Origin of the sequence: Clostridium magnum DSM 2767, from assembly GCF_001623875.1 — a bacterium.
Taxonomy (GTDB): domain Bacteria; phylum Bacillota; class Clostridia; order Clostridiales; family Clostridiaceae; genus Clostridium_AM; species Clostridium_AM magnum.
Map to the genome: position 1 here is coordinate 1,228,963 of NZ_LWAE01000002.1, position 18,112 is coordinate 1,247,074.

Genomic DNA, 18,112 nt, shown 5'->3' on the forward strand with positions numbered 1-18,112 from the left:
TACAGTAGCCTTAATTAGTTATAAATAATATTTTTATAAAGTATTGCAATGCGTTAAAATACTTGCTATACTAACGGTAAGTATTGCAAGTATTTTAGTATAGGGGGAATTTATTATGGCAAAGAAGCCAAGGGAAATTTTAAATGAATTCATGGGCGGCTTACAAGAGGTAGGACAAACTAACGGTAAACAAGTAAATGCTTTCATGCACCTTTTACAAACTAATTACAAACCAGGAGCTATAGATACAAAAACAAAAGAATTAATCAGTGTAGCTATTGGGGCATACAATAGATGCGAATATTGTATAGTTTTTCACGTTTTCAAGGCTTTAGAAGCAGGTGCAAATAGAGAAGAAATAATGGATGCGGCTATGATTGCAGTAGCGTTTGGCGGGGGGCCTTCTATGGCATATACTGTAACTTTATTAAAAGATTCAATTGATGAATTTGAAAATGATTTCAAAAAAGATGCTTAAAAAAATATCCGTAGGTAGAGGAATTCTATCTACAGATTGTTACCTATATTTTAAAACGTTAAAGGAAGGTAAAATACCTGTTTATGTATTTTACCTTCCTTTAACGTTTTTATAAGACACTGTGAACATTATAGTAAATAAATAATCTAACAGCACCTATATGTAGATTTTATAAAGATAACATAATTATTATGTATGATAGATTTATTTATAATTTGAAATTTATAACGTTTCTAAATATTAATCCATATAATATTAGTGTTATTAATATATTTAGGAGAGATATTGAAATGGTTATTACTCCAGATGTCCCTACTCTCCCTTTTACCATGAAGAAAGGAGCAAAATATTTTGAATTAGTTGTTGAACCTGTTGAAAGAGAATTACTTCCGGGATTATTTATAAAAGGATGGGGGTATAATGGCAGCATACCAGGTCCCACTATTCAAGTATATCCTGGTGATTATGTGAATATTAGAGTTTACAATAAACTTCCTGAGGCCACTAGTGTACATTGGCATGGTTTAGATATTCCCGTTACTATGGATGGTGTTCCAGATGTTCAACCTACACCTAAAATTGAATCCGGTTCTTATTTCGATTACAGATTCAGAATAGTTAACCCTCCAGGGACCCATATTTATCATACTCATCATAATTCTGCTAAACAACAAATGATGGGCCTTACAGGTGGATTTATTATTTTAGATCCAAAGGAAGAATACAATAAAAAAATTAGCAGAGATTATTTTATACTTTTACAAGAATTCAAAATCCCTGATTTGCCTATGAAAGTAGTAAAACAAGGTGTCTATGATATTGATCCTCATAGTCATGAGTTCAACTTTTCTACAATGAATGGAAGGTGTTTTCCATTTGTTACACCACTGAATGTAAGATGTGGAGAACGAATAAGAATCAGATTGGCCAACTCCATGGAAAAATCCCATCCTATTCATATCCATGGGCATCAATTTTCTGTAACTGCTTCTGACGGTAATAGTATAGATCCTCAAAACAGAATGATAAAAAATACCATCCATGTATCCTCCGGTGAAACTTGGGATATTGAATTTATAGCTAATAATCCCGGTATTTGGCCTTTTCACTGTCATATACCTCATCACATGTCTAATAACGGAACCGAACCTTCTGGTGGTATGTTTACAACAATCGTTTATTGTTAACTTAAAATCTAAATAAAATCATATTATCTCTAACGATATTTTGTACTAGTAGTAGATAATAATTAATAAAGCTTACTTATAAATATAATAAAAGATGAAACTTAGTATCTATCACTAAATTTCATCTTTTATTACATTTGCTATCTTCCCATCATAGATTTATGCATATTTACCATGTCTTGTCTGCTAACAGATTCCATCATCTTTGCCATTGGAGCATATCCATTGTTTTTCATTATATCAACCATTTTCTTATAGTCTTCATCTGTTAAGTTGCTCATAAATTTATTCATAGAATTAAAATCGTTATTTTCCATGGCTCTTGCTGCATCACTAAAGCCATTTTCTCTCATAACCTTTGTCATATTATTAAAACTACTTGTATTTTGATAACCCACATTCTCATTTACTTTATTAGAATTTATATAGTCTTTTCCTTCCGCATAAGCTACTGAAATTCCTCCTATAGCTAATATTGCTGTTGTCATCAAAATAATTAATTTCTTTTTCATAAGAATCTCTCCTCGTCTTTTATTTTCTCTTCTCTATGTTTTTATTATAAGTTTTAATTGTGTAGAAAATATGGAGAAGAAACCTTCGAGAAAAAAATATAAGGAGAAGTAGTTACTCCCCCTTCTCACCAATTTCACAAATTGTTCGTTTAGGAAATTGTACTATGAATGTACTTCCCTCTTCTTCTTTACTTTCCACACTTATTTTTCCACCGTGAGACTCTACTAAACTTTTAGTAATAGTCAGCCCTATTCCTGAGCCACCTGTATTTTTGTTTCGGGATAAATCAGTTCTATAAAACCTCTCAAAAATATAAGGTATATCTTTTTCTGGAATACCTATCCCACTATCTTCAACTTTAATGCAAATGCCTTCCTTTTCTTTCTTAAGCTCTACTAATACTTTCCCCTGGGATTTTAAATATTTATAGCCATTTGATAATAAGTTATGCATTATCTGCTTCAACTTATCCTTATCCATATACACCCATATATTTTTATCAATATTAGACATAATAGTATGATTGTTTTTTAAATATAAAGGCTCAAAGCTTAATATGATTTTTTCCAATTCACTTGATAAGTTGAATTTTGTCTTATTTAGTTTTGAATCTGCTTGCTCCAATTTTGCTAAATTACGCAGATTGTCTACTAAGCTTGTTAATCTTTCTATTTCATCATAAAAACTCTGAAGTCTCTCTTCTGTTGGTTCCCATATACCATCTATCAATGCTTCTACATGAGTTTTAAGCGTAGTAAGAGGTGTTCTAATTTCATGTGCCATATCAGAAGTCAATCTTTTCCTAAGCATTTCTTGGTTTTGTAAGGTTTCTGCTAAGTAATTTATTGAAGCTGAAAGTTCTTCTATTTCTTTAGTTTTACTTTTAACTTCTGAGCGAACAGCTAAATTTCCTTTTCTCATTTCATTAGCAGTTTTAGTTATTTTAACTAATGGTTTCGTAAGCTGTTTAGCTAAAATAAAGCTTACTCCTAATCCAAATATTAATGCTATGAAACCTGAAAGTATAAAGGAATGGTTTAATGTCATTTTGAAAGTCAGTGCCCCTTGACTTAGATATGAGGTTCCAAAATATCCAACAACTATTGTTCCAATATTTTTTTTATCTTTTACTAAAGGATGGGTCTCTTCCTTATATTCTCCTATATTCATATTAGAATAGTGCCCCATACCATTTTTCATCATGTTTCCCATCATTGATTCCATCATGTTTTTGTGCTGAAGATGAGAATTACCTGAATCAAATATTATATTCCCACTTGTATCTTTCACTTGGATATAAAGCTCTTCTAATACTGCATATCGTAATAGTTCGTCTTTATTAGAATTCGTAAATCCAGTTTTATCATTATATAAATCCTGAGCAGTAACTACGATTTTATTTACTTTATCTTTGTGCTCATCTACTAAATAATTATTGAACTTTTTTCCCACCATATAATTTGAAACAAAGCCTGCTATTAATATGGCACCTAATACAGCGAGAAGAAAGCCTACAGATAACTTTTTCATCAATGACATTTTCAATTTAGTCCACCCCACTCATTATAAACCTACAATATTTTAAATTATTATGTCTCTTGTTAATCTACAAATTTATACCCCATGCCGTATACAGTAATAATATATTTAGGTTCTTTATGATTATCCTCTATTTTTTGTCTTATATTTTTTATATGACTATCAATAGTTCTGTCAAAACCTTCATAGTCTACTCCAAAAGCCTTCTGCACTAATTGTTCTCTTGAAAACACCTGACCCGGATTCGTTAACAATGCTAACAATATCTTAAATTCATTAGTAGTTAAGTTTATATTCAGACCAGCTTTTTTTACTTTCATTTTATTTATGTCTACCTCTAAATCACCATTATTAAAGATCAGATAATCAGCGAGGGGACTTGACTCCCTGTATGACCTTCTAATTAGAGCCTTTACTCTTCCAACTAATTCACGAGCGCTAAAAGGCTTTGTTAAGTAATCATCTGCTCCAATAGCTAACCCTTCAATTTTATCATCTTCTTCTGATTTGGCTGTTAACATAATTATAGGCACATCAGATGTCGCTCTTATTCTATTACAAACCTCTTCTCCTGATACCTTAGGAAGCATTAAATCTAAAACTACTAAATGTATTACTTCCTCCTTAAATAATTTTAATGCTTTCTCACCATCCCCAGCAGTTAATACATTAAAACCTTCTTTCCTTAAATAGGCCTCCACCACTTCAACAATCTTGGGCTCATCATCAACTACTAATATTTTCTTTATATCACTCATGAATCAACACCTCTTTATCATAAAAATTCATTTTAACTTATTTATATTTTATCCTATTATCAATTGTAATTAGTCATAAATATAAATCAAACCCCCTAGCTCATAAAAACTAGAGGGTATATATTAGCTTTTTATTTCTTTTGTATTATAACAGTTCTTCTTTTTATATATTCTTCCTCACTAATTTCTCCCTTAGCAAATTTTTCATCAAGAATTTTTATCGCGCTGCTAGAGTTAACTGTATAATTTCTTACAAGTTTAATTCCAAGTACTATTAAACCTATAAATACCAATATTCTAATTCCCATCATTATAGGCATCCACGGGCTAAATCCAAAACCTGAGCCCCAAAATCCACAAAGCATATTAATTTCCTCCTAAAATATTAATTTTTTACTGTTCTTAATTTATTATTTGAGTTAATTATAGCTAGTAAATGTGGAGGAAATATGGAGATTTTGATTTTTGAAAATTCGTCCATACGCTCATAAATTTTCACATTATTTAACTCTACGAGCCGTTATATAGTCACTTCTGCTAATTGGTGAAATCTTAACTACATCTCCAGTACGAGGCGCATGTATCATTGCACCGTTACCCACGTACATACCCATATGAGTAGGGTTACCACCTTTACCAAAGAAAACTAAATCTCCTGGTTGCAATTGATCTTTTGATACACCTACTCCATCAGTTATTTGATCATATGTGGTTCTTCCTACAGAAATTCCAAAGTGTCTATATACATACTGAGTAAAACCGGAACAGTCAAACCCACTAGGTGTAGTTCCACCCCATAAATACGGTGTTCCTAGAAAATTTGAGGCGTATGCTACAACATTGTTATCACTTATAGGCGAACTACCTCTAGATAGAGTTACCTTAGGTGCTTCATTTCTTATACTAGCAACCTGGTTTACAGCTGCACTCACAGCATTTTGTTCAGCCAAAGCATATTGTCTCTGCTGCTGTTTAGCTTGGTCTATTAGCTTTGTTTGATCACTTTTATTTTTATTAAGTTCATTTAACTTATTCTCATTTTCAGATTTTAACGCTAATAGTTTTTCATTTTCTGTCTTTAGCTTGTCTACTTTATCAGCGATATCCTTTTGTTTTGCCTTATAATCAGAAATAATCTTAGTATCAAAGCTTATAATTCTATTAATCATATCCACTCTTGAAATAAAATCATCCAGTCCGCTAGAACCTAAAAGCATATCCAAATATCCAGTAGAACCATTTATGTAAAGTGCTCTCATTCTACTGTTAAATACATTCTTTTGCTTTTTGGTATCAGTTTCAGCTGTCTTTAATTCATTCTCTGAATTCTTAATATCTTGTTCTTTTATTGACATTTGCTTTTTATTGTCGGCAATCTTATCCATTACCCCTTCTATTTGGTTGTCCAAGTTTTCGATGCTTGATTCAAGCTCTTGAACCTTTGAATATGAATTATTACTATTTGATGCAGGTTGTGCAAAGACTACACTATTATTAACTGTTGCTGTAACTGCTAATATCATTAAAAGCTGCTTTAATCTTCTATTCAATGCTACCTCTCCTTACTTTAATATTTATTTAGTATGAATAAAGTAATAAATTCATACTAAAATTTTTTAAGATATAGAACATCACAATTTATTCCAATTTGTCAGATTATATATCCCCCTGTATTATACAAGATTTTTATGTAGATTTTATGAAGATTTCATTATTGATAGGTGATTTTTTATAATTTTCTACTTTAAATAAAACATTAGAGAGCTCCTATGCAGTTAACAAATATATAAATGAATTTTTGGGTAATTAATTTATATAGTGCTTGATTTATACTTGTATAAACAGTGTTATAACTATATGATGTTACATAATAAGTGTATTATTAAAAAACAAAAACAGTCAATAACCTTAAAGTTGCTAACTGTTTTTATAGGCTGTTACATTGAAGCCATTCTTCTACATTCATCTGCACACATACGACAAATATCTGCACATGTTTGACAATGCTCATCTTTAAACATTGAACATTCTTTCGCACATGCATCACAAGCTCTAGCACACATATTACAGTGTTCTTTTGCAAACTGTCCATTCATAGACATAAGTGCTGATGACATTTCACACATTTGTGCACACTCAACAAGCATTTTCACACAATTCTTTCTTGCATTAAGATCAGGCTCATTTAAACATGCATCATAACAGATATAACATGCCTGTGCACATTTGTCACATGCCTCTATACATGTTTGAAAATTATTTCTTACCATTGTTGCTGTTCCCATTTTTAAACACTCCTTATGTAACTTAATTTTTTAACACGATATATAATATGTGTTTTAAAAAAATTTTTTATACGTTGAATATGGATTTAAATCTAAGTATGCAAGCTTTTATTTTATAGTAGACGTATTAAAAAAAGAGAGCCTTAAAATATTTATAAACTTGAAACGGAGTTTTATGTAACTTTAACAATTTATCATCAATAATTTCATTATTTACTTCTTCTAAATTAGACTTTGCCTTGATCCATCATGTTTTTAATTTCTTGCTGCAGCTGAGAGATATTTTTCATTTTTGAATCTCTTAATTGTGTAAAAAGCTGGCGTATTTCTGGATTACTAATCTCCATCATGTATTTATTATACATAGATTGTAATATCATTTCATCCTGTAGGGAATCATGCAAAAAATCAATATTATTCATATAGTATCACTCCTATTTAATGGTGTGTGACACACCAAATGGTATATCACGCCAAAATTTAAACAATTGAAAACTTTGACATAGTTTGTGTTAATGTATTGTAATGATTACGTGATCCTTGTTCCATTCCTTTTAACATTTGTTTTAACTTTGGATCATTAATTTGTTCTGAAATATTAGCATACTTTTTTGCCATACCGTCTTCATGGAATTGCATTTCCTTAAAAGCATTGTTCATTATTTCTTGTTCAGTAAGCATTTTTATAACCTCCTTATTTTTCAGTTATTACAGAATAGTATAATTCTCCGGTCGGATCAATCAATGCAGCATAAACATCTTTTACATTCGTAATACCTTTTTTTAGCAATTCATCCTTCAGCCATTTCTCATCATATCCTAATTCCTTTAGGTTTTTCTCTATAACTTTCCCGTCATTGATAAGGAGAGTTGGAAGACCACTACCCATAGTTTGAATATTTAAATCCTTTGGAGTTACAGGCTGATAGTCTGATTTTTTTAGAACACTTACATGACCGCTGGTTTCCAAAACTGCAGCCTCCACTTCACTAATATTAGGAACATCTATACTCCGTATATCATATAGTAGTAATTCTAATGGAAGGAAAGCTTTTGCCATGTTAGGGCGAATAATCTTCCCACCGGATACTAATGGTATTGATTTTCCCACTACAACTTTAGCGAAAGTCCTATTTTTTACAGCTATATAGGATATAAGATAATGAAGAATGTATATCACAACAATTATAACTATAGTATTAATAAAACTTATTTTAGCCTCAAATAAGGGAGCTGCTGTTATTCCACCCATCATCCAGAAAAATGTAAAGTCATAGCCTGCAAACTGTCCTCCAGCTCGGTGCGGTAAAACTTTCCCTTCTATCAATAGCAAAATTCCAACTACAATACTGCGTAAAGCGAATATAAATGGTCCAATTTCTTCTGCGCTTCCAAATACACTTTTTAACAATTCCATTGTTATCCCTTCTTTACTATATACTCATATAGACTGTTCCATCTGACTCAAGCATAGCTATAAATATATCTTTCGGATTGGTAATACCTTTTTCTTTTAATTTGGTCATTAGCCAATCATGTTCTAACCCCATAGCATGAAGATTTCTTTCGTCTATTTTTCCATCATAAATAAGAATTGTAGGTAGTGATATAGTTTTAGGTGGTAAGTTCATCTGCTTTCTTGTAAGTGGTAGTGCTTCAGGTTTTTTGATGACACTTATTTTTCCATAGGGTTCTAGTACAATAGTGTCAATTTCTGATAGATTATGGGCACCTCTTAGTCTTAATTGTCCTAATAGATTATCCAGTGTTACACGACAATCAAGCATATTTTCTCTGATTATTATTCCATCCTTCATAAGAAGTGTTTGTTTTCGATCGATTAATCTAGGCCATTTAATATCTAAGTAAGATAAAAAAATATTTACAAAGGCATATACAAAAATAATTACTAATCCAGAAGTAAGAGAAGATTGCGGATTTAACATTCTAATAGCAGCTAAGCTCACAATTCCAGCAGCTACTAAATAGTTATGACCTGACAAAATACCTACTTGACGGTGGCCCATTAAGCGAGTTGCAATGATTAATGCTATATAAAGAATAATAGCCCTTAATGCCAAAGCAATTACTGATAAATTTTTACTTCCTTCCATAAATGAATTCCAATCCAAAGTAAACCCTCCTGTATTACTAAAAAGCACATAAATAGAATAACTCTAAAAACATTATATTTAGTATAATATCTTTAGGGATATTATATTCAATAAAAACTTTTACTACATTCAACCTAGTAGAGATTGAGTCATTAAATCTTAAGCTAAAAAATAGTATTAAAATGAGCACTAATAGCTGATAGAACAGTTATTGATGCTCATTTTACTTTGAATCAACACGAAATACACTAGGTTTAATCTATATTTTATATTGTTTAGAATTTATGTCTTTATCAGTATATGTATAATTTCCGTTAGACGCGGTTTTTTCTATTTCATCGAGCCTATTATTGATTTGCCTTACTTCTGATTGAATGTTTAGTAGTAAATCCTTTATATCTTTATCCATTTAATCATACTCCTTTCTTGAAATAGTTTTTTCCAAGAAGCTGATTTTATTCAGATAAATCAATTTACAGATTGAAGAAATATATCCTCCTGAAAAGATATATTTACGAATCCATCAATCTCATAATTATTAATTACAATCTATAACTAAAATAAAAAAATCTGAAATGCCTCTATCACATCTCAGATTTTTTGTTTTTATATAATCCATAATTCTGTTATGCCAATCTAAACTGTATTCCAAAACCTCCCCTTGGGAAGTTCCAGTCAATATTATCGTGAGAACAAGCTATTCTGCAGGCCCCACACTCAAGACAGCCTTCATAGCCAACAGCAACATGTCCATCCTTAAACTCATAAACACGGGCAGGACAAATGAATGTACAGGTCTTTTCCTTACATGTCTCACATATCTTCTGATCCTTTATAGTTAAGTGAGAAAGGGTGTCTACATTATAAGTATTTAAATACAGCTTATCATCAATATTTACTTTTAATTTTGTATTTTCCATTATTTCATCGCCTTCCATATTTTAAATCCATCCATACCCATACTAAATAAAGATTTTCCGCCAGCCATGTGTTTAATAGCTAACTTTTGCTTGTCTCGTTTTGATACTCCATCTACAGTAAACATTTCACTCATTACCTTGTTAGCTGCCGGTATATAATGATTGAAGAACTGAGGATTTTCTTCCATGGTTGTAGATGCATTCTTATATTTTTTTAGATCCTTCATAACATAACTTTCTTTAAGCAGCTCCTGATAACGTGAAAGTGTTTGTTCATTGAATTTGCCTAACTTCTTGGCATGTATAATAGTCTCAGCAGCAAAACGTCCGGAGGTCATTCCTAAATTTGATCCCTCTCTATGAATACCATTAACAAGCTGTGCTGCATCACCAATTACCAGTACCCCATCCCCTACTAATTTAGGTATGCTATTATACCCTCCTTCCGGGATCAAGTGTGCATAATACTCACTTGCTTCACTTCCTGCAATTAAAGGCTTAATAACCGGATGCTGCTTGATATACTCTAGTAATTCATAAGGCTTAACATTTCTTTCGCTCATCTGTGAAAGCAAAGCTCCACATCCAATAGATATATGTTCCTTATTGGTATAGATAAAGGCTGTACCTACCATTCCTAAGGTTCCATCACCAAACATTTCTATGGTTGCTCCCATACCTTTGTCCAAGTTAAATCTATCTTCAATTTTATCTGAAGGCAGCTTTAATTCCTCCATAACTGCAAGGGCTACCTGATCTTTACGCCATTCTTTATGGAAGCCAAGGCTTTTGGCTAGTAATGAATTAACACCATCTGCAAGAACAACCACATCCGCATAAATATCTCCATCCGGTCTATCTGTTCTAACTCCAACAACTTTATTGTTTTCTACAATACATTCTTTTACAACAGTCTCGTTGACAATTAATGCTCCAGCTTCCACGCATTTTTTTGAAAACCACTGATCAAATTTGCCTCTGAAAACTGTAAAATTATTATAAGGAGGCTTTGACCATTCCATTCCTCTGTAACCAGTCTTTGCTACAGACTCTTTGCCCAATAACCAAAAGTTTTGCTCAATAATAGGACGTTCAAGAGGTGCTTCCTTCCAAAATTCTGGGATAATCTCGTCCATCATGTGGCGGTATAATACCCCACCCATAACATTTTTTGAGCCAGGATATTTACCTTTTTCAATAACAATTACATTAAGACCTTCTTTCGCCATTACATATGCTGCTGCAAGTCCCGCAACACCAGCGCCTACAACAATAACATCAAATTTCTCAGCCAATCTTTAAACCTCCTTCGCAATTGCACATAAATCTTTAGTTTTTAACTGTGAAATATCTCCGAGCGCTTCCTTAAAGCTACTAATTAATTTAGGTAATACTTCAAAGACATCTCCCTGAATTCCATAAGTAGCCAACTTCATCATTTCACATTCAGAATCTGTATTTATAGAAACTATGGTTTCCGCTCCCTGTATTCCAACGGTATGCTGTATCGCACCAGAAATTCCTATAGCAAAATAAAGTTTAGGGGATACTGTTTGTCCTGTTTGACCAACTTGACGTTTATGATCTACTAAACCTTTCTCAACAGCACCACGACTTCCTGCAACTATACCTCCAACAACCTTTGCTAACTCCTCTAGCAACTTAAATCCTTCCTGATTCTGCACACCACGTCCACCACAAACTATAATTTTAGCATCTTCAAGTTTTGCATTTTCTGCCTGTTCTTTAATAATCTCAAGCACCCAAGTCTTAAGAGATTTTTCTTCAATTTTAAAAGTTTCTCTAACTATAGTTCCTGTCTTATTTACTTCAGTTTCTGGCATATTCATAACTCTTGGACGAACAGTAGCCATTTGAGGACGGTGTTTTTCGCATACTATAGTGGCCATTATGTTTCCTCCAAAGGCTGGGCGACTGGCAAGTAATACTCTTTTTTCTAAGTCAATATCCAGCTGAGTACAGTCTGCTGTAAGTCCGGTTTTCATTGCAGTTGCAACGGCACCAGCTAGATCTCTCCCTGTAGTTGTTGCTCCCATTAACAATATTTCTGGTTTATACTTATTTATTAAATAGCAGAAAGCTCTATTATAAGTCTCAGCTCTATAGAAATGAAATACTGGGTCATCTATAACATATACGGTATCTGCACCATGTGTAAAAAGCTCAGATATTATAGATTCAACTTTATCACCTAATAAAACTGCACATACCTTTACCTCTAATTTCGAAGCAAGCTTTCTTGCAGCACCAATAAGTTCAAGAGTAACAGAGGCTAGATTACCTTCCAATTGCTCTGCAAAAACCCATACATCTCCAGTAGGCTTTTCTGACTTTGAAGCTTTATTACCTTCCTTAGTCTCATTCTTCAAGATATCATTGGCTTTCTTTTTGTCACCTAGAATACTTAACGCAGAAACTGGACACACCGATACACACTTTCCACATTCAATACACTTTTCTTTACTGGCTACTAATTTACCTTCTCCATTAATCTGCAATGCATCGAAGGGGCAACTTGGGATACAGGATTCACATCCAATACAAGAATCTGCAATTATAACTGCCATCTAACTATTCCTCCTTTTAAGCTATCTGTAAGCTGTTTTACCACCTCATCAATATTGCCCTTTAGTAATTCCCCACCAGATCTTTGAGGTGGAGGAAATATACGTCGAACTGAAGTTGGAGACCCTTTAAGCCCTAACTGACTCATATCTGCTTCGAAATCATTAATTCCCCAAATTGTTGATTTATAACGAGCTGCTCTAATCATATTTGGTAGCGGAGAATAACTTAAATCATTTATATCTTTTTCTACTGTAATTAAACACGGAAGCTTTGACTCAACTACTTCATAGCCATTATCAATTTTTCTGTGTATTACCACAGTATTATTTTTTAAATTTAGACCTTTTATTTTTTCCACATAGGTTAATTGCGGTATTCCAAGTCTAGATGCGATACCTGGTCCAACCTGAGCAGTATCTCCATCTATAGCCTGCTTTCCACAAAACACTAAGTCAATAGGCTCCTTTTCCATTATTTTTTTTATTCCAATTGAAAGTATATAACTTGTAGCTAGAGTATCAGACCCTGCAAATGCTCTATCGGAAAGAAGATATCCTTCATCTGCTCCCATTTCAATACACTTTTTAATAACTTCCTCTGCTTGTGGTGGCCCCATTGATATAATAGAAACCTTACCTCCAAACTTATTTTTAATTTTAACAGCCTCTTCTACAGCATGTGCATCATAAGGATTAATAATTGTAGGTGCACTTGATCTGTCTAAGGTATTTGTTTTTGGATCTATCTTAATTTCTGTAGTATCCGGTACTTGTTTCACACAAACTAAAGTATGCAAATAAACAACAACTCCTTCAATTTTTATTTAAAATTATTATTTTCAATCGTTTCTCATTGCTTGTGCTCTATTATATAAGTCTGATGTGAAGAAAAAATGAAGATTAAATAATTTTTAAAATTTACTTAAAACAATTTTGATACGTAAATATTTTTTTATAAATCTTCATAACTTCTACACAACTATTCTGTATATTATAGCTATTAAATGTGTTTATAGTGTGAGGGCTATCCCCATGTACTAGCTTATAAAATAACAATAATAATATTTAAATAGAAATAATATACTGATGAGGTGAATTTATGAGCATAAAAAATATAAGATTAAAAGTATACAACATGACTTGTACATCTTGTGAAAAAGCTGTAGAAAGAACATTAAAAAAATTAGTAGGAGTTTTTAATGCCAAGGCGAGCTTCAGCGGACAGTTTGTAGACATAGAATATGATTCTGAACTTTGCAGTCTAAAGGATATTAAAGACTCTATAAATAGTACTGGTTATAGTACCGATAACCCCTCTAACTTTGGATTTGCTGGAATATTAATGGTAGCAATAGCTATTATTCTTATAGGCAATTCTACTGGTGGTTTTGATATGAATAATATGCTTAAAGGAGCAACTTACTTTGTACTTTTTGTAGTTGGGGTTCTCACCTCTATACACTGTGTGGGAATGTGCGGTGGGATAATGCTCTCTCAAAGCTTATCTAATGAAAGCACCAATAAATTTCAGGCAATTAAACCTGCACTACTTTATAATGTGGGAAGAGTAATATCATATACAATTCTAGGCGGAATTATTGGTTCCTTGGGCTCCATACTTTCACTATCTATAAAAACTCAAGCTGCTCTTCAACTATTTGCTGGTTTATTTATGGTTATAATGGGATTCAATATGGCTGGTTTTTCTTTATTTAGAAAGCTGCAAATAAAACTACCTTGGTCTTTTTGTTCAGTAAAGAATAAACCTAAAACTCCATTTATGGTAGGTATTTTAAATGGTTTAATGCCATGCGGACCACTTCAAACCATGCAGTTATATGCTCTTGGTACAGGCAGCGCTGCTAAAGGTGCTCTTTCCATGTTCATATTTGCATTAGGCACAGTGCCTTTGATGTTAACTTTCGGTGCAGTTTCTGGCCTATTAAGCAAAGGATACACAAAAAAGATTTTAAAATTTAGTGGAATCCTTGTAATTGTTCTAGGATTAATTATGAGTAACAGAGGTCTATCTTTATCTGGAATAAATGTTGTTTCATCTGTAGCTTCTCTTTTGCCTGGCACTAATCAGTCCCTTGCTGCTTCTGCAGCGAACAGTACTAAAGCTGTTTTAAAGGACGGAGTTCAGGTAATAAATATGGCTGCAGATGGAAATGGGTATACACCTAATGTACTGTATGTAAAGAAAGGTATTCCTGTTAAGTGGATAATAGATGGAAAACAAATAAATTCCTGCAACAATGCAATTGTAGTACCCTCGCTAAATATAAAGAAGCAGCTAAATAATGGTGAAAATGTAATAGAGTTTACACCAAATGACAAAGATATAAACTTTAGCTGTTGGATGGGTATGATAAATGGTGTAATTCGAGTAGTAGATGATCTAGATTCTGTTGATACATCAAAGCCTGATCCTTCCGCTCCTCCAGTTGGTGGACCTAATTGCTGCAGTGGTGGTGCAGTAGCACCTAGTGCTAATTCATCAACTAAACAACAAACTCAAAGCATATATGGAAGTGATCTAAGTAAGGTTCCAACTGAAACTATAGTTAATACTGCAATGGTGATTGGTAAGAATCAAAGTGCTACAATTAAAGGGATTGGTTATGAGTTTAAACCTCTTATAGTTGTAGTAGATAAGAATATTAAAACTAAACTAACTTTTGATCTGACTGCCTTTGATAATCCAGAAGGAAAGTTTGAACTTGTATCAGCAAAAACTGCTGAAACTTTTAAATCTTTTGATGGAAAAAAAGGAGTTATAGATTTAGATATTACCTTTAATGAAGCCTCCGGTTATGGAATAGTAAAGGATGGTAAAGTTCTAGGTATTATTGAAGTGGTTGATGATATGAAAAAAGCTGATTTAGAAAAGATTAGAGAAACATATATTAAATAAAGTAATACTAAAACCTCTTTGTGTTATAGTTTTTTCCGAAATCTATTAAAGCACAAGGAGGTTTCTTTTTTTTTACTATTTAATTCTTACGTGATATATTTATTGTTTACTTTAAAGTGTATCGTTGTCATCTGCTGACTCTTTTTCTTTAGAGGTTAAACTAACTCTTTGTATATTAGGATAATCACAACTTCCAGATTCATTTGCTCCATGTTCTAATCTATTTAGGATTTCATTTTTTTTAGATTCTTGTTTCTCTTTATCTCTATCTGACATTTGCGACTTCCTCCTTGATTATTTTTTATTCCCATGCTTACAAGTTTTATTTTTCTCTAAATTCTTAACTTTATTCAATTAATGTAACTGTAGCTTCTCAATTTGGGTTACCTTGGATAGAACCAGATATTTAAGTAATAAGTTTTTAGAAACAATAAAATAAACTATATCCTGTAAGACAGGCCCAGAAGGATGCCTTGTTTCAGGATATAGTTTATTATTTTTTTACATATTTTTATTGTGCTTCAAAACTTCCACAATCAGTACATTGTTTAGTTTTAGCGGTTGTTTCATGTTTTGTAACTTGAATTTTTTCTAATGAACAGTAGCTTTCATCCTTTGCATGAAATTTACATTCAGTTACTGTACAGCCTATACTATTATTAGCTTTCATAAGTAAATACCTCCATTTTTATTATTTGTGATCAAAACCAACATTAATATTTTTGCCTTTTTATTTTTGTGTATTCGTGGGAATTGGTTCCTTAGTCGTATATCAATGGAGATATAAAATAGCTTTAAATTCTCCTGATCTTAGAATAAAAAACTATTCACTTGTTTCTTTACCTGACTTTTTGGTTATAACATAAATAAAGCCTACTGATTAAGTTTACCCTCATCAATAGGCTCCATTTATATTACTGCTTATTCATCAATATATTTTTCTTTCTTAAATATTCTTCCTCAGAAATCTCTCTGCTTACAAATCTGTGGTTTAAAATTTCTAGTGCATTGCTTTCCCCTTTATTTCTTATATTAAATATTTCCTTTGTAGACTGTGAATTAAAAGCCCAAACTAAAATAATAACAAAAATTATTAATGGTAGAATCATCATAATTTATTTCCTCCTATTGATTTTCTATGCCCTTATTATAATAAAAAAATATGGAGAAAATATGGAGAATACTAAGATTTAGATATTACCTTTAATGAAGTCTCCGGTTATGGGATGGTAAAGTTCTAGGTATTATTGAAGTGGTCGATGATATCAAAAAGGCTGATTTAGAAAAGATTAGAGAAACATATATTCAATAAAGCAATACAAAAACCTCTTTGTACTATAGTTTTTTACAAAATCTATAACATACAAGGAGGTTCCTTTTTTATTATTAAATTTTAAAAGGCTCTCCAACCGGAGAGTCTTTTAATCGTCTACTATACTTAAAAACTGCTTTAAACGTTCATTACTTGTATTTTCAAATACTTGCTCTGGTGTACCGCTGGCAATAATTAAGCCATTTTCCATAAATACAACCTTATGAGCTGCCTCCCTAGCAAAGCTCATTTTATGAGTAACTACCACCATTGTCATTCCTTCCTTAGCAAGACCCTTCATCACTTTTAGTACCTCTGAAGCTAACTCTGGATCTAAGGCTGAAGTAGGTTCATCAAAAAGCAGCACCTCAGGTTCCATAGCCATAGCCCGAGCAATAGCAACCCTTTGTTGTTGTCCTCCTGAAAGCTGATAAGGATATTCCTCTCTTTTTTCTAGAAGTCCCACCTTTTCTAAAAGCTCAAGACCTTTTTCACGAGCTTCTTCCCTTGAACGTTTCAACACTGTTACCTGTCCCTCCATAATATTTTCAATAACTGTCATATGTGGGAATAGGTAAAAGCCTTGAAATACCATTCCAGTCTGCTTTCGCAAGGCCACCACTTCACTATTAATCACTTTCTTATTTCCATCAAACATAAGTTCATTTTTTCCAATAGCAATGGATCCTTTATTAGGAATTTCCAATAAGTTCATACAACGGAGAAGAGTAGTTTTTCCTGAACCTGATGGACCAATAATCACTGCATTTTGTCCTTTATTAATTTGTAGATCTATACCTTTTAAAATCTCATTACTACCAAAGCTCTTATGCAAGTTCTTTATATTTATCATAATTTCTCCTCCTAGACTTATTAATATGAATAAATACTATTAATCTTTGTCCATGAATTACCTAGCCACATATCGTTCAAACCTTTTTTCCATCTTTTGCTGTAGCATTGATAATACAGTACAGAACATAAGATATATAAGTGCCGTTTCGCAGTAAAGCCAAAGAGGTTCATAAGTTGAAGCTGTTATTTGCTGAGCAATTTGGAACATTTCAGTAACAGTTATTGCAGCAGCAAGTGAGGTCTCTTTAACAAGGCTAATAAAAGAATTAGCTAACGGTGGTATGGAAACTCTAGCTGCCTGAGGTAGAATTACTCTACGTAATGCCTGACTATTAGTCATTCCCATGGAATATGCGGCTTCCCACTGTCCTTTAGGTATAGATAAAATTGCAGCTCTTATAGTTTCAGAGTTATACGCTCCTACGCTTAATGTAAAACCTATTATTCCAGCTGTTAAAGCATTTAATGTTATGCCTGCTGCAGGAAGTCCATAAAATATGATAAATAATTGTACAAGTAGTGGAGTTCCCCTTATTATCCAAACATAAAACTTTGCTATTAACACTATGGGCCTAAAATTTGATATCCTGGCCAAAGCTGTAGCCAACGCAAGGATCAAACCTAATGTAAAAGATATAAGGGTAAG

General features: G+C 32.5%; 23 protein-coding genes. 3 read left to right on the forward strand and 20 right to left on the reverse strand.

Annotated features, from left to right (window positions below; all coding sequences use genetic code 11):
* Positions 1-115 precede the first annotated feature (115 nt).
* Both CLMAG_RS13125 and CLMAG_RS13130 read left to right on the forward strand, forming a co-directional pair.
* On the forward strand, positions 116-478 hold the full coding sequence (locus tag CLMAG_RS13125) for a carboxymuconolactone decarboxylase family protein (RefSeq protein WP_066622748.1): 363 nt from the start codon (positions 116-118) through the stop codon (positions 476-478).
* Positions 479-768: 290 nt separating this feature from the next.
* Positions 769-1,665 carry a multicopper oxidase family protein gene (locus tag CLMAG_RS13130; RefSeq protein ID WP_066622751.1) on the forward strand — a complete coding sequence of 299 codons (897 nt, stop codon included), beginning with the start codon at positions 769-771 and terminating at the stop codon, positions 1,663-1,665.
* Between the two features lie 140 nt (positions 1,666-1,805).
* Here CLMAG_RS13130 and CLMAG_RS13135 read toward each other — a convergent pair whose 3' ends face one another.
* The 15 genes from CLMAG_RS13135 to CLMAG_RS13200 all read right to left on the reverse strand — a co-directional run bounded on the left by CLMAG_RS13135 (position 1,806) and on the right by CLMAG_RS13200 (position 13,179).
* Positions 1,806-2,177, reverse strand: a complete 372-nt coding sequence (locus CLMAG_RS13135; RefSeq protein WP_066622753.1) for a hypothetical protein — start codon at positions 2,175-2,177, stop codon at positions 1,806-1,808.
* A 112-nt stretch (positions 2,178-2,289) separates the two neighbouring features.
* Positions 2,290-3,723, reverse strand: a complete 1,434-nt coding sequence (locus tag CLMAG_RS13140; RefSeq protein WP_066622755.1) for a sensor histidine kinase — start codon at positions 3,721-3,723, stop codon at positions 2,290-2,292.
* 56 nt (positions 3,724-3,779) lie between these two features.
* Complete coding sequence (locus tag CLMAG_RS13145) at positions 3,780-4,475, reverse strand: response regulator transcription factor (protein ID WP_066622757.1); 696 nt, start codon at positions 4,473-4,475, stop codon at positions 3,780-3,782.
* Positions 4,476-4,606: 131 nt separating this feature from the next.
* A complete protein-coding gene (locus CLMAG_RS13150) occupies positions 4,607-4,840 on the reverse strand; it encodes an SHOCT domain-containing protein (RefSeq protein ID WP_066622760.1) in 234 nt (77 codons plus the stop codon).
* Between the two features lie 135 nt (positions 4,841-4,975).
* Positions 4,976-6,025, reverse strand: coding sequence for a C40 family peptidase (locus tag CLMAG_RS13155; RefSeq protein ID WP_066622763.1), 1,050 nt, complete (start codon positions 6,023-6,025; stop codon positions 4,976-4,978).
* A gap of 387 nt (positions 6,026-6,412) precedes the next feature.
* Positions 6,413-6,760, reverse strand: a complete 348-nt coding sequence (locus CLMAG_RS13160; protein ID WP_066622766.1) for a four-helix bundle copper-binding protein — start codon at positions 6,758-6,760, stop codon at positions 6,413-6,415.
* 227 nt (positions 6,761-6,987) lie between these two features.
* On the reverse strand, positions 6,988-7,182 hold the full coding sequence (locus CLMAG_RS13165) for a hypothetical protein (protein WP_066622769.1): 195 nt from the start codon (positions 7,180-7,182) through the stop codon (positions 6,988-6,990).
* Positions 7,183-7,240: 58 nt separating this feature from the next.
* Positions 7,241-7,441 (reverse strand): hypothetical protein, encoded by a 201-nt coding sequence (locus CLMAG_RS13170; protein ID WP_066622772.1) that lies wholly within the window; start codon positions 7,439-7,441, stop codon positions 7,241-7,243.
* A gap of 13 nt (positions 7,442-7,454) precedes the next feature.
* A complete protein-coding gene (locus CLMAG_RS13175; protein WP_066622775.1) occupies positions 7,455-8,177 on the reverse strand; it encodes a DUF421 domain-containing protein in 723 nt (240 codons plus the stop codon).
* 16 nt (positions 8,178-8,193) lie between these two features.
* Positions 8,194-8,892, reverse strand: coding sequence for a DUF421 domain-containing protein (locus tag CLMAG_RS13180; protein ID WP_242873018.1), 699 nt, complete (start codon positions 8,890-8,892; stop codon positions 8,194-8,196).
* A gap of 241 nt (positions 8,893-9,133) precedes the next feature.
* Complete coding sequence (locus CLMAG_RS32995; protein WP_169809802.1) at positions 9,134-9,283, reverse strand: hypothetical protein; 150 nt, start codon at positions 9,281-9,283, stop codon at positions 9,134-9,136.
* Positions 9,284-9,500: 217 nt separating this feature from the next.
* On the reverse strand, positions 9,501-9,794 hold the full coding sequence (locus CLMAG_RS13185; protein WP_066623124.1) for a ferredoxin family protein: 294 nt from the start codon (positions 9,792-9,794) through the stop codon (positions 9,501-9,503).
* Positions 9,794-11,089: an FAD-dependent oxidoreductase gene (locus tag CLMAG_RS13190; RefSeq protein ID WP_066622776.1), complete on the reverse strand. Its 1,296-nt coding sequence runs from the start codon at positions 11,087-11,089 to the stop codon at positions 9,794-9,796. The genes CLMAG_RS13185 and CLMAG_RS13190 overlap by 1 nt, the downstream gene beginning before the upstream one ends.
* A 3-nt stretch (positions 11,090-11,092) precedes the next feature.
* Entirely contained in the window at positions 11,093-12,382 is a 1,290-nt protein-coding gene (locus CLMAG_RS13195) for an FAD-binding protein (RefSeq protein ID WP_066622777.1), read from the reverse strand.
* Positions 12,370-13,179, reverse strand: a complete 810-nt coding sequence (locus tag CLMAG_RS13200; RefSeq protein ID WP_066622779.1) for an electron transfer flavoprotein subunit beta/FixA family protein — start codon at positions 13,177-13,179, stop codon at positions 12,370-12,372. Before CLMAG_RS13200 ends, CLMAG_RS13195 begins: the two co-directional genes overlap by 13 nt.
* A 302-nt stretch (positions 13,180-13,481) precedes the next feature.
* Here CLMAG_RS13200 and CLMAG_RS13205 point away from each other — a divergent pair, with 302 nt between their 5' ends.
* A complete protein-coding gene (locus tag CLMAG_RS13205) occupies positions 13,482-15,299 on the forward strand; it encodes an urease accessory protein UreH domain-containing protein (RefSeq protein ID WP_066622784.1) in 1,818 nt (605 codons plus the stop codon).
* Between the two features lie 111 nt (positions 15,300-15,410).
* Here CLMAG_RS13205 and CLMAG_RS32460 read toward each other — a convergent pair whose 3' ends face one another.
* The 5 genes from CLMAG_RS32460 to CLMAG_RS13225 form a co-directional block, all read right to left on the reverse strand.
* Positions 15,411-15,575: a hypothetical protein gene (locus CLMAG_RS32460; RefSeq protein WP_161486970.1), complete on the reverse strand. Its 165-nt coding sequence runs from the start codon at positions 15,573-15,575 to the stop codon at positions 15,411-15,413.
* Positions 15,576-15,810: 235 nt separating this feature from the next.
* Entirely contained in the window at positions 15,811-15,969 is a 159-nt protein-coding gene (locus tag CLMAG_RS13210) for a DUF1540 domain-containing protein (RefSeq protein ID WP_066622787.1), read from the reverse strand.
* 244 nt (positions 15,970-16,213) lie between these two features.
* Positions 16,214-16,411: an SHOCT domain-containing protein gene (locus CLMAG_RS13215; protein WP_066622794.1), complete on the reverse strand. Its 198-nt coding sequence runs from the start codon at positions 16,409-16,411 to the stop codon at positions 16,214-16,216.
* 309 nt (positions 16,412-16,720) lie between these two features.
* The gene (locus CLMAG_RS13220; protein WP_066622795.1) at positions 16,721-17,464 is read right to left on the reverse strand and encodes an amino acid ABC transporter ATP-binding protein; all 744 of its coding nucleotides are present in this window, start codon (positions 17,462-17,464) and stop codon (positions 16,721-16,723) included.
* A gap of 57 nt (positions 17,465-17,521) precedes the next feature.
* Positions 17,522-18,085 (reverse strand): amino acid ABC transporter permease, encoded by a 564-nt coding sequence (locus tag CLMAG_RS13225; RefSeq protein WP_341420323.1) that lies wholly within the window; start codon positions 18,083-18,085, stop codon positions 17,522-17,524.
* Between the last annotated feature and the right edge of the window lie 27 nt (positions 18,086-18,112).

What these genes read in the sequence shown, in the direction of transcription:
- CLMAG_RS13175 (WP_066622775.1), bottom strand. Translation starts at nt 8,177, where the DNA reads ATGGAATTGTTAAAAAGTGTATTTGGAAGCGCAGAAGAAATTGGACCA.
- CLMAG_RS13195 (WP_066622777.1), bottom strand. Translation starts at nt 12,382, where the DNA reads ATGGCAGTTATAATTGCAGATTCTTGTATTGGATGTGAATCCTGTATC.
- CLMAG_RS13165 (WP_066622769.1), bottom strand. Translation starts at nt 7,182, where the DNA reads ATGAATAATATTGATTTTTTGCATGATTCCCTACAGGATGAAATGATA.
- CLMAG_RS13220 (WP_066622795.1), bottom strand. Translation starts at nt 17,464, where the DNA reads ATGATAAATATAAAGAACTTGCATAAGAGCTTTGGTAGTAATGAGATT.
- CLMAG_RS32460 (WP_161486970.1), bottom strand. Translation starts at nt 15,575, where the DNA reads ATGTCAGATAGAGATAAAGAGAAACAAGAATCTAAAAAAAATGAAATC.
- CLMAG_RS13135 (WP_066622753.1), bottom strand. Translation starts at nt 2,177, where the DNA reads ATGAAAAAGAAATTAATTATTTTGATGACAACAGCAATATTAGCTATA.
- CLMAG_RS13210 (WP_066622787.1), bottom strand. Translation starts at nt 15,969, where the DNA reads ATGAAAGCTAATAATAGTATAGGCTGTACAGTAACTGAATGTAAATTT.
- CLMAG_RS13130 (WP_066622751.1), top strand. Translation starts at nt 769, where the DNA reads ATGGTTATTACTCCAGATGTCCCTACTCTCCCTTTTACCATGAAGAAA.
- CLMAG_RS32995 (WP_169809802.1), bottom strand. Translation starts at nt 9,283, where the DNA reads ATGGATAAAGATATAAAGGATTTACTACTAAACATTCAATCAGAAGTA.
- CLMAG_RS13205 (WP_066622784.1), top strand. Translation starts at nt 13,482, where the DNA reads ATGAGCATAAAAAATATAAGATTAAAAGTATACAACATGACTTGTACA.
- CLMAG_RS13160 (WP_066622766.1), bottom strand. Translation starts at nt 6,760, where the DNA reads ATGGGAACAGCAACAATGGTAAGAAATAATTTTCAAACATGTATAGAG.
- CLMAG_RS13145 (WP_066622757.1), bottom strand. Translation starts at nt 4,475, where the DNA reads ATGAGTGATATAAAGAAAATATTAGTAGTTGATGATGAGCCCAAGATT.
- CLMAG_RS13125 (WP_066622748.1), top strand. Translation starts at nt 116, where the DNA reads ATGGCAAAGAAGCCAAGGGAAATTTTAAATGAATTCATGGGCGGCTTA.
- CLMAG_RS13185 (WP_066623124.1), bottom strand. Translation starts at nt 9,794, where the DNA reads ATGGAAAATACAAAATTAAAAGTAAATATTGATGATAAGCTGTATTTA.
- CLMAG_RS13150 (WP_066622760.1), bottom strand. Translation starts at nt 4,840, where the DNA reads ATGCTTTGTGGATTTTGGGGCTCAGGTTTTGGATTTAGCCCGTGGATG.
- CLMAG_RS13215 (WP_066622794.1), bottom strand. Translation starts at nt 16,411, where the DNA reads ATGATGATTCTACCATTAATAATTTTTGTTATTATTTTAGTTTGGGCT.
- CLMAG_RS13170 (WP_066622772.1), bottom strand. Translation starts at nt 7,441, where the DNA reads ATGCTTACTGAACAAGAAATAATGAACAATGCTTTTAAGGAAATGCAA.